The organism is Citrobacter sp. Cy070 (assembly GCF_030332245.1).
GTDB lineage: Bacteria > Pseudomonadota > Gammaproteobacteria > Enterobacterales > Enterobacteriaceae > Citrobacter > Citrobacter youngae.
On record NZ_JAOWIG010000090.1, the window covers coordinates 59,892 to 75,070 of the forward strand.

The window sequence follows — 15,179 nt, forward strand, 5'->3', positions numbered from 1 at the left end:
CATGAAAAAACTGTTACTCGTTGTCCTGTTATTGCTGGTTGTGCTGGGCATTGCCGCGGGAGTGGGAATGTGGAAAGTTCGCCATCTGGCGGACAGTAAGTTATTGATTAAAGAAGAGACGATTTTTACGCTGAAAGCGGGTACGGGCCGTCTGGCCCTTGGCGAACAGCTGTATGCGGACAAGGTTATCAATCGCCCGCGCGTGTTCCAGTGGCTGCTACGTGTGGAACCCGACCTGTCGCATTTTAAAGCCGGAACCTACCGTTTTACGCCCGACATGACGGTGCGGGACATGCTGCAACTGCTGGAAAGCGGTAAAGAGGCACAGTTCCCGTTGCGCCTGGTTGAAGGGATGCGCCTGAGCGATTACCTCAAACAACTGCGCGATGCGCCGTATATCAAGCATACGCTGAGTGATGATAACTACGAGACCGTTGCCCAGGCGCTGAAGCTGGAAAACCCGCAATGGGTGGAAGGCTGGTTCTGGCCAGATACCTGGATGTACACCGCGAATACTACCGACGTGGCGTTGCTAAAACGTGCGCATCAAAAAATGGTTAAAGCGGTGGACACCGTCTGGGAAAGTCGTGCTGACGGCTTGCCGTATAAAGACAAAAATCAACTGGTGACGATGGCCTCAATTATTGAGAAAGAGACGGCCGTTGCCAGTGAGCGTGATCAGGTGGCCTCGGTCTTTATTAACCGCTTACGTATCGGTATGCGGTTACAGACCGATCCGACCGTGATTTACGGTATGGGGGCACGGTATAATGGCAAATTATCGCGTGCGGATCTGGAAATGCCGACAGCCTATAACACTTATACCATCACAGGTTTGCCGCCGGGCCCGATTGCCATGCCGGGTGAGGCTTCGTTGCAGGCCGCAGCGCATCCTGCCAAAACGCCGTATCTCTATTTTGTGGCTGACGGTAAAGGCGGCCACACGTTTAACACTAATCTTGTCAGCCACAACCGCTCCGTGCAGGATTATCTGAAAGTGCTTAAGGAAAAAAATGGGCAGTAACTATATCGTTATCGAGGGCCTGGAAGGCGCCGGAAAAACTACTGCGCGTAATGTGGTGGTAGAGACTCTTGAGCAACTCGGGATTCGCGACATGGTATTTACCCGCGAGCCCGGTGGAACGCAGCTTGCGGAGAAATTAAGAAGTCTGGTGTTGGACATTAAATCGGTCGGCGATGAGGTGATTACCGATAAAGCCGAAGTCCTGATGTTTTATGCCGCGCGCGTACAACTGGTTGAAACGGTGATTAAGCCGGCGCTGGCAAAAGGCGCATGGGTTATTGGCGATCGTCACGATCTGTCGACCCAGGCGTATCAGGGCGGCGGTCGTGGCATCGATCAACACATGCTGGCAACACTGCGTGATGCCGTGCTTGGTGATTTTCGCCCTGACCTGACTCTGTATCTGGATGTGACTCCTGAGGTAGGACTAAAACGCGCTCGAGCACGTGGCGAACTGGATCGTATTGAACAGGAGTCTTTCGATTTCTTTAATCGCACCCGCGCACGCTACCTTGAACTGGCTGCCCAAGACGCCAGCATTCGTACAATTGATGCAACACAGCCGCTTGATGTCGTGATGGAGGATATCCGCACTACCATCACCGAGTGGGTGAAGGAGCAGGGCGCATGAAATGGTATCCATGGTTACGACCGGATTTTGAAAAACTGGTAGCCAGCTACCAGGCGGGTCGTGGTCACCATGCGCTACTGATTCAGGCGTTACCCGGCATGGGTGACGACGCGCTGATTTACGCTCTTAGCCGCTATTTAATGTGCCAGCAGCCAGAAGGACATAAAAGCTGCGGACAGTGCCGTGGCTGTCAATTGATGCAGGCAGGTACACACCCGGACTACTATTCGTTGCTGCCGGAAAAAGGCAAAAGCACGCTGGGTATTGATGCGGTACGTGAAGTCAGCGAGAAGCTGTACGAGCATTCACGCCTTGGCGGTGCGAAAGTGGTGTGGATCCCGGATGCCGCTCAGTTAACCGATGCCGCCGCCAATGCGTTGCTGAAAACGCTGGAAGAACCGCCCGCGCAAACCTGGTTTTTCCTTGCCAGCACAGAGCCAGCTCGCCTGCTGGCGACACTACGTAGCCGCTGCCGGTTACATCATCTTGCGCCGCCGCCTGAGTCGTATGCAATTTCCTGGCTTGCCCGTGAAGTAACAGCGTCGTCAGAAGCGTTGTTGAGCGCGTTACGCCTTAGTGCAGGTTCGCCCGGTGCGGCACTCTCGCTGTTACAGGCCGAAAGCTGGGCGCACCGGACCGACTTCTGTGCGGCACTGGCGAACACATTGCAGTCCGACGACTGGTATATCCTGTTGGCAGCACTCAACCATGAGCAAGCTGCGACCCGTTTACACTGGCTGGCAACGTTGTTTACAGATGCCCTCAAACGTCCGTATGGTGTTGCCCATTTAACCAATCCTGATGCTCTGACGTTGATATCGTCCATCGCTGAGCGGTTATCCGTCGCGCAGATACAGGCGATACTCGGTGACGTTTGTCACTGTCGTCAGCAATTGCTGAACGTGACAGGCGTAAACCGTGAACTGGTATTAACCGATCTTATTCTCCGTACTGAGCATTATCTGCAACCAGGCACCATACTGCCTGTTCCCCATCTTTGAGAGAGACATTATGTTTTTAGTCGACTCGCACTGCCATCTTGATGGCCTGGATTATCAATCTCTGCATAAGGACGTGGATGACGTGCTGGCGAAAGCGGCCGCACGCGATGTGAAATTCTGCCTTGCCGTTGCCACCACGCTACCGGGGTATCGCAGTATGCGCGAACTGGTTGGTGAGCGTGACAATGTGGTTTTCTCATGTGGTGTTCATCCGCTAAACCAGGATGAAACCTATGATGTCGAGGATTTGCGTCGTTTTGCCGCCGAAGAGGGCGTAGTTGCGATGGGTGAAACGGGGTTGGACTATTTTTACACCCCGGAAACTAAAGTTCGCCAACAGGAATCATTCATCCACCACATCCAGATTGGCCGTGAGTTACACAAGCCGGTTATTGTTCATACCCGCGATGCGCGTGCTGATACGCTGTCAATTCTGCGCGAAGAAAAAGTGACGGATTGTGGCGGCGTACTACACTGTTTTACAGAGGACAGGGAAACTGCGGGTAAATTGCTGGATCTCGGATTTTATATCTCGTTTTCTGGCATCGTCACGTTCCGTAATGCTGAACAGCTTCGTGATGCTGCGCGTTATGTTCCGCTGGATCGTTTGTTAGTTGAGACTGATTCCCCATACCTTGCGCCCGTGCCGCATCGCGGAAAAGAGAATCAGCCAGCCATGGTTCGTGATGTCGCCGAGTACATGGCCGTATTGAAAGGTGTTGCCGTTGAAGAACTGGCGCAAATCACCACAGATAACTTTGCCCGCCTGTTTCACATCGACGCCTCTCGCCTGCAATCAGTACGCTAACTGAGTTTTTTTAAAGCTCGTAATTAATAAACAAAGCGAGTAAAGTTCACCGCCATTAAATGGGCGGTGAATAACCAGTTGGAAACATTCAGATACTCATTTTATCGGAATGTGCGAGTTTTTCGGCCATCCACAGCTGAATTGTGATAGCCGTCAAACAAAAACGAACTGAATTATTTTACTCTGTGTAATAAATAAAGGGTACTTAGATACCCTGTCCACGGCGAGGTTCTCCCCCCTCGCCAATGCGTGAGAACGTAGAAAAGCACAAATACTCAGGAGCACTCCTAATTATGTTTAAGAATGCATTTGCTAACCTGCAAAAGGTCGGTAAATCGCTGATGCTGCCGGTATCCGTACTCCCTATCGCAGGTATCCTGCTGGGCGTCGGTTCCGCTAACTTCAGCTGGCTGCCAGCCGTTGTATCGCACGTAATGGCAGAAGCGGGCGGTTCTGTTTTTGCGAACATGCCGCTGATTTTCGCTATCGGTGTTGCGTTAGGCTTCACCAACAACGACGGCGTATCCGCTCTGGCATCCGTTGTTGCTTACGGCATCATGGTCAAGACCATGGCTGTTGTTGCGCCGTTGGTTCTGCATTTACCTGCTGAAGAGATCGCCGCTAAACACCTTGCTGATACGGGTGTTCTCGGGGGGATTATCTCCGGTGCGATTGCAGCGTATATGTTCAACCGCTTCTACCGTATCAAATTGCCTGAGTATCTGGGCTTCTTTGCCGGTAAGCGCTTCGTTCCTATTATTTCTGGTCTGGCTGCCATCTTCACAGGTGTGGTTCTGTCCTTCATTTGGCCGCCGATCGGTACTGCTATTCAGACGTTCTCCCAGTGGGCTGCATACCAGAACCCGGTCGTGGCGTTCGGTATCTATGGCTTCATTGAACGCTGCCTGGTGCCGTTTGGTCTGCACCATATCTGGAACGTTCCATTCCAGATGCAGATCGGTGAATACACCAACGCTGCAGGCCAGGTATTCCACGGCGACATCCCTCGCTATATGGCGGGTGACCCGACTGCGGGCAAACTGTCCGGTGGCTTCCTGTTCAAAATGTACGGTCTGCCGGCTGCTGCTATCGCTATCTGGCATTCTGCTAAACCAGAAAACCGCGCGAAAGTGGGCGGTATCATGATCTCCGCTGCGTTGACCTCGTTCCTGACCGGTATTACCGAGCCGATCGAGTTCTCCTTCATGTTCGTGGCGCCGATCCTGTACATCATCCACGCTATCCTGGCTGGTCTGGCATTCCCGATTTGTATTCTGCTGGGTATGCGCGACGGTACATCATTCTCCCACGGTCTGATCGACTTTATCGTTCTGTCCGGTAACAGCAGCAAACTGTGGCTGTTCCCGATTGTCGGTATCGGTTATGCGATCGTGTACTACACCATTTTCCGTGTGTTGATCAAAGCGCTGGACCTGAAAACGCCGGGTCGTGAAGATGCGACTGAAGACAACAAAGCGGGCGCGACTGGCGAAATGGCGCCGGCCCTGGTTGCCGCGTTCGGCGGTAAAGAAAACATCACTAACCTCGACGCGTGCATCACGCGTCTGCGCGTCAGCGTTGCTGATGTTGCCAAAGTGGATCAGGCTGGCCTGAAGAAACTGGGTGCGGCGGGCGTTGTTGTCGCGGGTTCTGGTGTTCAGGCTATTTTCGGTACCAAGTCCGATAACCTGAAAACTGAAATGGATGAGTACATCCGTAACAGCTAAGCAGTAATACGTTGGGGAGAACTAAGGCAGCCTGCGGGCTGCCTTTTTTATTGCCTTAATTGGCCTGAACGCGAATCGGCGCGGTGGCGGCGAAAAGCCACGGACGAGCCTCTGCGTTCACGCGGGGGGATAACGTCTCTCTGACCTGCTGGTGGTAATCATCAATCCACTGTTTTTCTGCATCGCTGAGCAAATGCAGTTCAACCAGATTCAAATCAATCGGCACCAGCGTCAGCGTTGAGAAACGACAGAAGCCAGGGCGACTGTTGATAATCTCCACCTGATTCTCAATACGGATCCCATATTGTCCGGCCAGATAATAACCCGGCTCGATGGTAATGATATTGCCCGCAACCAGAGGCCAGGGGTTTACTTTTTTGGCGATGCGATGGGGTTGCTCATGGATGAGTAACTGATGACCCACACCGTGGCCGGTACCGTGATCAAAATCCAGACCTAAATCCCACAACGCCCGACGACTAAAGGCATCCAGTTGATGTCCCTGAGTACCGGTGGGAAACTGCAGTGAGATCAGCGATAAAAAGCCTTTCAACACGGCGGTGTAATGCAGACGACGCTGCGGATCCTGTGGACCAAAGGCGAGCGTTCTTGTTGTATCCGTAGTGCCATTTTGATACTGGCCGCCGGAGTCATTCAGGTACATTGCCTGTGTGGTGATGGGGGTGTTTGTTTTCTCGCTGGAATGGTAATGACACATCGCCGCATTGCTGGCAGAGGCGGAAATAGTACTGAAACTTTGCTCTATAAATCCTGGCTGCTGCTGGCGAAACGCCAGCTGCTTGGCTTGTGCTTCCAGTTCAGTGACAGGATTACCTGCTGCCTCGCGCAGCGGAACCTCATGCGCCAGCCAGGCCAGAAAGTTTACCCATGCGGCGCCATCCTGTTCATGGCATTCCCGATACCCTGCCAGTTCAACATCATTTTTATGAGCTTTAATCAATGTGATGGGGTCGGGGGTCCAGAGAACCTCTCCTCCGTTTTGTTCAATGGCGAACCGCAGCGCGACTGGCGCATAGTCTTTATCAACCAGGAAACGCTTTCCTTGGGCAAGTTGCTGGCAGCGCGGAAGAAAGTTTTCTTGCGGGGCCAGCGTGATCGTCTCCAGCAACGATGCAGGCAGCTGCTGCGTCTTATTATTATCAACAAACCACTCCAGTTCGCCGCTGCGATGGAGCAGGGCAAACGAAAACGGCACTGGTACCATAGCCAGATCCGAACCGCGCACATTCAGCAGCCAGGCGATGTTATCCGGCAGCGTGATCGCAAGCACGTCGGCCTGATGCTGGGCCAGTTGTTCCACTATTCGTTCGCGCTTATGTGCGCTGCTTTCGCCGCTTATCTCAACGGGCATTTCACGAATTACACCACAGGGGGCGGCTGGACGGTCGAGCCAGATCTGGTCGAAGGGATCGCGTTCCATCGGAACCAGTTTGCAGTGAGTGGCCGACAGTGCTTCAAATTGGCTGTTGACCATCAGCAGAGGTTCAAAGCCGATACGCGCACCAGAGGTGACGTAAGCCTGCAAGTAGTCGGCCAGAGGTTCCTCGTGCAAATGATGGATTTCAAAATCATCGAGAGAGACTTCGTTACGCACCTGGACCTGATAGCGCCCATCGACAAACATCAGCGCGCGATCGCGAAGTACCAATGCAAGACCAGCGGAACCGCTAAAGCCGGTGAGCCAGGCCAGTTTATTGTCATGTGGCGTACAATCTTCACTTTGGTGAGCGTCGGCGCGCGGAACAATCATGCCATCCAGTCCCTGCGCTAACAGCAGACTGCGCAGGGCGGAAAGAGGAGTTGAGTTGTGCATAGTTACCTTCAGGCCTTAACGGAACGGCGGTTCGTTGAACGTACGTAATTTACGGGAGTGCAGTCGGTCGCCTTCAGCACGCAGACGGTCGATAGCCCGGATACCTATTTGCAGGTGTTCAGAAATGGCACCTTCATAAAAACGGTTGGCCTGACCAGGCAGTTTGATCTCGCCATGCAGTGGTTTGTCGGAAACACATAGCAGCGTGCCGTAAGGGACGCGGAAGCGGTAGCCCTGAGCGGCGATGGTGGCGCTCTCCATATCGATAGCTACCGCGCGGCTGAGGTTAAAACGTAGCGCAGAAGCGGAATAGCGTAGCTCCCAGTTACGGTCGTCGGTGGTGACGACGGTTCCGGTACGTAAACGCTGCTTAACCTCTTCGCCGGGCATGCCGCTGACTTCTTTGGTAGCGTCATACAGGGCGCGTTGCACTTCCGCAATGCTCGGAATCGGAATATCCGGCGGCAATACGGCATCCAGTACATGGTCGTCACGCAGATAAGCGTGGGCCAGAACATAGTCGCCAATTGCCTGACTTTCACGCAGACCGCCGCAGTGACCAATCATCAGCCAGACGTCAGGACGCAGTACGGCCAGATGATCGCAAATGGTTTTGGCGTTAGAAGGGCCGACGCCGATATTAACCAGCGTGATCCCCTGACCGTCGGCGGTAATTAAATGCCAGGCGGGCATCTGGTGTTTTTTCCACGCCAGATCGGAGATGGCCTCTTCCGGCGCTTCAGTTTCCGCGGTGATCCAGATCCCGCCCGCGCATGACAGCGCGATATACGGGCTGTCCGGATCGAGGATCTGGCTGCAGCCCCAGCGCACGAACTCATCGACGTAGCGGGTGTAGTTGGTGAACAGTACAAAGGGCTGAAAGTGCTCAACCGGCGTTCCCGTGTAGTGACGCAGTCGCGCCAGCGAGAAATCGACTCGTCGCGCGTCGAAGTGCGACAACGGGGAGAACTCCGCCGGATGATAGGTACCATCCGCAGTTTCATCGCCAATCTGTGACAGCTCGGTGGTCGGAAAATGGCGCGTCAATCCGGCGCTCATCGAGCGGTCGAGCGTCAGTTCAGAGCCGTCAATGACATACGGATAGGGAATTTCATGTTGCGACGGCTCGACGGAAATATGCGCATCATAATCCTGATACAGCAGTGTCAGTTGTTCTTCAAGATAAGGGCGAAAAAGCGACGGGCGGGTGATGGTTGTGGTATAGCAGCCTGCATGGGTAAAACGGCCATAGGCGCGGGTTTTGGGGGGATTGGTGGCGCTGCCATCCCAGGTGACACAAAGCGATGGGTAAACAAAAAGACCGTTTTGGCGGGCGATGTCGTCAGGGAGCGTCCCTGTTTCAATATACTTACCAATGGCGCTACGCAGTGCTTTAACCGACTGCTCGTACAGCGCGTCCAGTTTATCCAATGCCTGAGCCGGGGTCAGGCTGGAGCCCTTATTGTTCATGTCTGTCTCCTTGTTCCACAGATGTACTGCTCTCCCGATAGTATGTCACAGGAATGTGAAACAAAAGTCAGACGTTGAGGAAGATTATGCGAAGACCCGATGGCCTTCGCACAAAGGTTTACGCGTGTTGCTTATCTCTCATCAGCATTGCGGTCACGGCCGAAATAAGGCATCCGGTCATCAGGTAAATGGCAACGCTGTGCCAGTCGCCACCGGAGAAAGTCACTAATGCAGCGGCAATAAAAGGCGTAAAACCACCGCCGACAACGCTGGCAACCTGATAACCCACGCCTGCGCCACTGTAGCGATAGCTTGCGCCAAACAGGCCGGTAAACATAGGCTGCTGTACGCAGACCACCATATCGTGCGCAATGTTGGCCAGCATAATCGCGAAGAACACTATCCAGAAAATGGACTGCGCTTCCAGCGCCATGAAGAATGGGAAGGCGCTCAGCGTACCGACCAGCGCACCGGTAATATAGACGCGCCGACGGCCAAAGCGATCGGCAAGCCAGGCAAAGCAGGGGATGGTCAGACAACTCAGACCACCAACCAGTAACCCGATATTCAGAAACAATTCGCGCGGCAGCCCCAGGTTCTGCGTGGAGTAGTTGAGAGCAAATGCGGTAACAATGTACATCGTCAGGAGCTCACACAGACGCAGGGCGATAATTTTCAGAAATGCTCCTGGGTGACGGGTGAGCGCCTCGATAACCGGCAGCCGCTTTTTCACCGGTTGAGGGGCCTGTTTTTGCTGTTCGAATTCAGCCGATTCATCCATTCTGTTGCGCATCCACAACGCGCCCAGAACCAGCACAATGCTGAACAGGAACGGAATGCGCCAGCCCCAGCTCAGGAACTGTTCATCGGTTGTTTGCGAGCTAATCAACGAGACCAGCCCCGTAGAGAGCAGTAGCCCGACGCCGTAACCGACCTGAACGCCGCTACTGTAGAAGGCTTTTTTATTTTTCGGCGCGCTTTCGACCGAGAGCAACGCCGCGCCACCCCATTCACCGCCAACGGCGAATCCCTGAACGGCGCGCAGCGTCACCAGTAGCACAGGAGCCCACCAGCCAATGGTGTCAAAAGAGGGAATAATCCCGATCAGCGCAGTGGCAATACCCATCATCCAGACGGTAAGCATCAACATACGTTTGCGGCCCAGACGATCGCCGAAGTGGCCGAAGATTATCCCGCCTAACGGACGGAACAAAAATCCGACGCCAAAGGTGGCGAATGCGGCAAGTGTTCCCATCGCCGGACTAACCTGCGGGAAAAACTCGCGATTAAAGACCAGCGCGGCGGTGATGCCATAAAGCAGAAAATCATACCAGTCGACTACGGCACCCGCGAAGCTGCCGAGTGCGGCACGTCGGGCACGGTTAAGCGATGAGGTGTCCTGCTGGGGACCCGTGGAGGTGAGGGTGGAATCCATAGTTATCCTGTCTGTACTGTTTTTTAATTATTAGTATTGGAGTTAGGTTACGCACATTGCAGTCGAGGTTAAACGACTGTAATGAGACTACCGCGACAGACGAGAAGATAAAACGATTTTATCCCTTACAAGAGGACAAGATGAAAAATAAGACGATTGAAGAAATTAATAAGCAAAAAGCCCGCTTAAGTTTCCTTAAGCGGGCTTCTCTAAATATGGCTCCTCTGACTGGACTCGAACCAGTGACATACGGATTAACAGTCCGCCGTTCTACCGACTGAACTACAGAGGAATCGTGTGAACGAGGCGCATATTAGCGGGGGCGATGGGGGTTGTCAAAGGGGTAAATGAAATTGTGTGTTCGTTTGCTGACAAATTCAACAAAGCGGCGATCTTTCATGCTTTTTAGACATTTGCCCCATTCTGGTGCGGGTCTACCTCTTGTGGGGCAGCCCGGAAAAACGCGGAATCAGTAGAAGCGATCACTTTCCTGCGCCATCCCTTACTTAACGGGAGCTTAACATTAAATAATCGTCTACAGATGAAACTGGCAAGCATCTTGCAATCCTGAGTTTCATGATTGCCAGCATGGGTTCTGGTATTCCGACAGGAGGCAAAATGAACTTCAGACGACTGAAATACTTCGTAAAAATCGTCGATATTGGTAGCCTGACCCAGGCAGCGGAAGTATTGCATATCGCTCAACCCGCGCTGAGCCAGCAGGTTGCTACGCTGGAGGGGGAGCTGGATCAACAGTTGTTGATCCGCACCAAACGCGGGGTGACGCCGACGGAGGCGGGGAAAGTGCTGTATACGCACGCCCGGACGATATTACGGCAGTGTGAACAGGCACAGCTTGCGGTCAATAATGTAGGGCAGACCCTGAGTGGACACGTCTCTATTGGCCTGGCGCCAGGCACTGCGGCATCATCAATTACCATGCCGTTATTACAGACCGTTCGCGCCGAGCTGCCCGATGTACTGGTCTATTTGCATGAAAACAGCGGGGCGGTGCTGAACGATAAACTGCTCAGTGGTCAATTAGATATAGCGGTGCTTTACGAGCGATCGCCGATCGCGGGTATTTCCAGTCAACCGTTACTCAAAGAGGATCTTTACCTGGTGGGGACGTGCGAATGTCCAGGGCCTGGTGTCGATTTAACGGCAGTCGCGCAGATGAATTTGCTTCTGCCACGGGATTACAGTGCGGTCCGCCTCCGTGTTGACGAAGCCTTCTCACTGCGCCGCTTAACGGCCAAAGTAATAGGTGAAATTGATTCTATCTCCACCCTAACGGCCGCGATTGCCAGCGGTATGGGGGTGACAGTCTTACCTGAATCGGCAGCCCGGGCATTATGCCATGCAGCGAATGGCTGGATGGCGCGGATTACAACGCCATCCATGAATCTGCCCCTCTCGCTTAACATGTCAGCCAGAGGCAGTTTGACACCACAGGCTCAGGCGGTGAAAGAGATCCTGTTGTCGCTGGTTAGCCGTCCGGCACTGGAAAATCGGGAGCTACAGCTGGTGAGTTAGACCTTATTCCAGCCAGGAATAAGATGCAGGTTTTTATTATTTGTTATGCCGGGCATCAGACTTTAACAATAGTGTAATGTCTGATGTACCCGGAGCGAAAAGTGAATTTCCAGCAACTTAAAATAATCCGCGAGGCGGCCCGTCAGGATTACAACCTGACGGAAGTCGCGAATATTCTTTATACCTCGCAGTCGGGGGTAAGTCGGCATATTCGTGAACTTGAAGATGAACTTGGCATCGAAATTTTTATTCGTCGTGGTAAACGTTTACTTGGCATGACCGAACCGGGGAAGGCGTTGCTGGTGATCGCTGAGCGCATTCTTAATGAAGCCAGTAATGTTCGCCGACTGGCGGACCTGTTTACCAATGACACGTCTGGTGTGCTGACCATTGCGACCACGCACACGCAGGCACGCTATAGTCTGCCAGCGGTGATCAAAGCATTTCGTGAGCTCTTCCCGGAGGTTCGCCTGGAGCTTATCCAGGGGACGCCGCAAGAAATTGACGTTCTCCTGCAAAATGGTGGCGCAGACATTGGTATTGCCAGTGAACGACTCAGCAGCGATCCGCTGTTGGTGGCGTTTCCCTGGTTTCGTTGGCAGCACAGCCTGCTTGTTCCACTCGATCATCCATTAGTTAAGGCTTCCCCGCTTACGCTTGAGTCTATTGCTCACTGGCCGCTCATTACCTATCGGCAGGGTATTACGGGGCGTTCACGTATTGATGAGGCATTTGCGCGTAAAGGGTTGGTGCCGGATATTATCCTCAGTGCACAGGACTCGGATGTGATTAAAACGTATGTAGCGCTGGGGCTGGGAATCGGGCTGGTGGCGGAGCAATCCAGCGGAGAGCAGGAGGAGGGGACGTTAACCCGCCTTGATACCCGGCATTTATTTGATGCGAACACCGTTTGGCTGGGGCTCAAACGTGGTCAGTTGCAGCGCAATTACGTCTGGCGATTCATCGAGCTATGCAACGCAGGTTTATCTGTGGAAGAGATTAAACGCCAGGCGATGGAGCCTGATGAAGTGATGATTGATTATCAGATATAAAGCAAAAAGCCTGCTTAGTTTCCTAAGCAGGCTTCTTAAATATGGCTCCTCTGACTGGACTCGAACCAGTGACATACGGATTAACAGTCCGCCGTTCTACCGACTGAACTACAGAGGAATCGTGTGAACGAGGCGCATATTACTGACCTCACCATGACGTGTCAACAGTAAAATTAATACGTCATATCAATTGGTTAATTAATCTTCAAATTCAGTATTAATGTACATTTGATGAGCGAAAATGGTCTTCTTCCTGGCTATCGCGCAACCGAAGCATTGGGTTCTGGCGATAGAACTGGAAAAAACGTTGCCACAATGCCGGAAAACGTGGTGCAAACAACTCGGGGGCGCTGAAGAAATACTCGGATAATACCGCAAAGCATTCTGCAGGATCGGTTGCTGCGTAGGCATCTATACTGCAGGCCGTTTCACCCACCAGATCGATTTCATCCTGGATGTTGTTCATCGCGGCATGGAGATCGTGCTCCCAGTTCGCAATTTCCCTCAGCGGAATAGCCGGAACTCCGCTGGCGCGATCGCCATTACGCATATCAAGTTTATGTGCCACTTCGTGAATAATCAGATTAAAGCCGGAAGCATCGAAGGAATCCTGGATATCAAGCCAGTTCAGGATCACCGGACCCTGTTGCCAGCTTTGGCCTGACTGAATAATCCGTTGATTGTGCACCAGCCCAATATCATCTTCCCATTCGTCATCCACGACAAACGGGGCAGGGTAAATAAGGACTTCATGAAAACCATCGAGCCACTCGATGCCTAATTCCAGAACTGGCAAACAGAAAAGCAGAGCAATTCGTGCACTTTTCAGTACGTCCAGTTCAAATCCTTGTAGCGCAACCAATCTTTTTTGCTGTAAAAAACGCTCAGCCTGGGCAATAAGCCTGGCTTGTTCTTGTTCAGTAAGATTCACCAGAAGAGGAATTGCCAGGGCATCATCCCAGGGCCAGTCATCATTCCGGGCTGTTTCTTGCTCTTTCCAGGGCCACTTAATCATCGTTTTGCTCGCAAACTCGTCACTTGAACGAAATTGACGGAACTGGGTCTGTTAAAATGCCAAATTACCTGGCATCATGGCAACCACCAGAACGGAGAGATGCCAGAGCGGCTGAATGGACCGGTCTCGAAAACCGGAGTAGGGGCAACTCTACCGGGGGTTCAAATCCCCCTCTCTCCGCCACTATTCAAACACTTGCACGCCTTGCTTTCAACGACAGCAGTCACGGATGTTTTTTTCTTTGAGTATCCTCACAAGTTTGTCGTTCTATTGCCTTCGTGACATAAAAATCCGCTTCAAATAAACAAAAAGCCCGCTTCATATGAAGCAGGCCTGATACGTATTGTGCAAAATTAGAACTGGTAGACTAAACCAACGGCAACAATATCGTCAGTTGCGATGCCATTGCTTTCATAGAAGCTGTCATCTTCATCCAGCAGGTTGATTTTGTAGTCAACGTAGGTGGACATGTTTTTGTTGAAGTAGTAAGTCATACCCACATCAACATATTTGACCAGGTCTTTGTCGACGTAACGCCAGTTACCATGGCTCACTTCCTGACCACCTAAATCACTGCCCTTGGACTGCAGGTAAGCGATGGACGGACGCAGACCATAATCAAACTGGTATTGAGCCACAACTTCAAAGTTTTGCGTTTTGTTTGCGATACCGCCATTGCTTTCGCCATTACCGCCGCCGTAATAGGTCATATTGCGGGTTTCTGCATACATGGCTGCCAGGTAAACGTTGTTAGCGTCGTACTTCGCACCAACAGTCCAGGCTTCAGCTGTTTCGCCGCCAGCGTAGTTGTTGCGTTTGTTTATACCATCCTGGTAACCGCGAGCAACCTGGTCATCAGTACGATCAGAACTGGAGTACGCTGCACCGAGGCTTAAACCGAAGTCAAAGTCATAAGAGGTGGACATACCGAAACCGTCGCCGTTTTCTTTCGCCAGTTTGCGGTTTTCACTATTACCAGAACCTTCCTGACCTACGCTGCTACCTTCATTATTACCCTGATACTGCAGGGCGAAGTTCAGGCCATCAGCCAGACCAAAGAAGCCGTGGTTACGATAAGTAGCAACGCCGTTGGTACGACCCAGCATATACACGTCGGTCTGAGTGTAAGTATCACCACCGAATTCTGGCAGCATATCGGTCCAGGCTTCAACGTCGTACACGACGCCGTAGTTACGACCGTAATCGAAGGTGCCGTTTTCAGCAAAGCCCAGGCCTGCGAAAGCCAAACGAGTCCAGGAATCGCCTTTGTCACCTTCGGTGCCGTTGGCCTGAACGTTATATTCCCACTGACCGTAGCCAGTCAGCATATCGTTGATCTGCGTTTCGCCCTTAAAGCCCAGACGCGCATAGGTTTGATCGCCGTCGTTATCTGTATCGTCAGAGAAATAACGCAGACCATCGACTTTTCCGTACAGATCCAGTTTATTGCCGTTTTTATTATAAATTTCAGCCGCATTTGCTGCGCCTGCAGCTAATAAAGCTGGGAGAAGCAGTGCCAGTACTTTTCTTTTCATTATGTATTCCCTTTATTTAATAATTAAAATGAATATGTAGTGATGTCCTGAAAACTACATTTTGATACTATCTATGAAGTTCATTTAATTTAAAATATAACATGTAACAAT

12 protein-coding genes and 3 tRNA genes are annotated in these 15,179 nt (G+C 52.2%); 8 read left to right on the plus strand and 7 right to left on the minus strand.

Annotated elements, in window-relative coordinates; genetic code table 11:
- Position 1: 1 nt before the first annotated feature.
- The 5 genes from yceG (at position 2) to ptsG (ending at position 5,191) form a co-directional block, all read left to right on the plus strand.
- Positions 2-1,024, plus strand: coding sequence for a cell division protein YceG (gene yceG / locus OGY19_RS21475; RefSeq protein WP_061068119.1), 1,023 nt, complete (start codon positions 2-4; stop codon positions 1,022-1,024).
- Positions 1,014-1,655, plus strand: a complete 642-nt coding sequence (tmk, locus tag OGY19_RS21480) for a dTMP kinase (protein ID WP_048211240.1) — start codon at positions 1,014-1,016, stop codon at positions 1,653-1,655. The genes yceG and tmk overlap by 11 nt, the downstream gene beginning before the upstream one ends.
- Positions 1,652-2,656, plus strand: a complete 1,005-nt coding sequence (gene holB, locus OGY19_RS21485; RefSeq protein WP_048211241.1) for a DNA polymerase III subunit delta' — start codon at positions 1,652-1,654, stop codon at positions 2,654-2,656. The genes tmk and holB overlap by 4 nt, the downstream gene beginning before the upstream one ends.
- A gap of 10 nt (positions 2,657-2,666) precedes the next feature.
- The gene (locus OGY19_RS21490) at positions 2,667-3,464 is read left to right on the plus strand and encodes a metal-dependent hydrolase (RefSeq protein WP_101742067.1); all 798 of its coding nucleotides are present in this window, start codon (positions 2,667-2,669) and stop codon (positions 3,462-3,464) included.
- Between the two features lie 293 nt (positions 3,465-3,757).
- On the plus strand, positions 3,758-5,191 hold the full coding sequence (gene ptsG / locus OGY19_RS21495; RefSeq protein WP_005128998.1) for a PTS glucose transporter subunit IIBC: 1,434 nt from the start codon (positions 3,758-3,760) through the stop codon (positions 5,189-5,191).
- 55 nt (positions 5,192-5,246) lie between these two features.
- Here the strand turns inward: ptsG and OGY19_RS21500 are convergent, their stop codons facing one another.
- From OGY19_RS21500 to OGY19_RS21515, 4 genes are all read right to left on the minus strand, one after another.
- Positions 5,247-7,025 carry an aminopeptidase P family protein gene (locus OGY19_RS21500; protein ID WP_061068118.1) on the minus strand — a complete coding sequence of 593 codons (1,779 nt, stop codon included), beginning with the start codon at positions 7,023-7,025 and terminating at the stop codon, positions 5,247-5,249.
- Positions 7,026-7,040: 15 nt separating this feature from the next.
- The gene (locus OGY19_RS21505) at positions 7,041-8,495 is read right to left on the minus strand and encodes an AMP nucleosidase (protein ID WP_005128994.1); all 1,455 of its coding nucleotides are present in this window, start codon (positions 8,493-8,495) and stop codon (positions 7,041-7,043) included.
- Between the two features lie 118 nt (positions 8,496-8,613).
- Complete coding sequence (gene shiA, locus OGY19_RS21510; RefSeq protein WP_115601807.1) at positions 8,614-9,930, minus strand: shikimate transporter; 1,317 nt, start codon at positions 9,928-9,930, stop codon at positions 8,614-8,616.
- Positions 9,931-10,146: 216 nt separating this feature from the next.
- Positions 10,147-10,222: transfer RNA gene (locus OGY19_RS21515), tRNA-Asn, on the minus strand.
- A 326-nt stretch (positions 10,223-10,548) separates the two neighbouring features.
- Between OGY19_RS21515 and nac the strand changes: the two genes are divergently transcribed.
- Together nac and cbl are read left to right on the plus strand one after the other, a co-directional pair.
- On the plus strand, positions 10,549-11,466 hold the full coding sequence (gene nac, locus OGY19_RS21520; protein WP_101742071.1) for a nitrogen assimilation transcriptional regulator NAC: 918 nt from the start codon (positions 10,549-10,551) through the stop codon (positions 11,464-11,466).
- Between the two features lie 101 nt (positions 11,467-11,567).
- Positions 11,568-12,518 carry an HTH-type transcriptional regulator Cbl gene (gene cbl / locus OGY19_RS21525; protein WP_048211294.1) on the plus strand — a complete coding sequence of 317 codons (951 nt, stop codon included), beginning with the start codon at positions 11,568-11,570 and terminating at the stop codon, positions 12,516-12,518.
- A 42-nt stretch (positions 12,519-12,560) separates the two neighbouring features.
- Here cbl and OGY19_RS21530 read toward each other — a convergent pair.
- Together OGY19_RS21530 and mtfA are read right to left on the minus strand one after the other, a co-directional pair.
- Positions 12,561-12,636 (minus strand) — tRNA-Asn (locus OGY19_RS21530).
- A gap of 99 nt (positions 12,637-12,735) precedes the next feature.
- Positions 12,736-13,533, minus strand: coding sequence for a DgsA anti-repressor MtfA (gene mtfA, locus OGY19_RS21535; RefSeq protein WP_286597183.1), 798 nt, complete (start codon positions 13,531-13,533; stop codon positions 12,736-12,738).
- 93 nt (positions 13,534-13,626) lie between these two features.
- On the opposite strand from mtfA, the gene OGY19_RS21540 reads away from it, so the two are divergent.
- A tRNA-Ser gene (locus OGY19_RS21540) sits at positions 13,627-13,716 on the plus strand.
- 170 nt (positions 13,717-13,886) lie between these two features.
- Here OGY19_RS21540 and ompC read toward each other — a convergent pair.
- Complete coding sequence (gene ompC / locus OGY19_RS21545; RefSeq protein ID WP_115601809.1) at positions 13,887-15,068, minus strand: porin OmpC; 1,182 nt, start codon at positions 15,066-15,068, stop codon at positions 13,887-13,889.
- Positions 15,069-15,179: the final 111 nt, after the last annotated feature.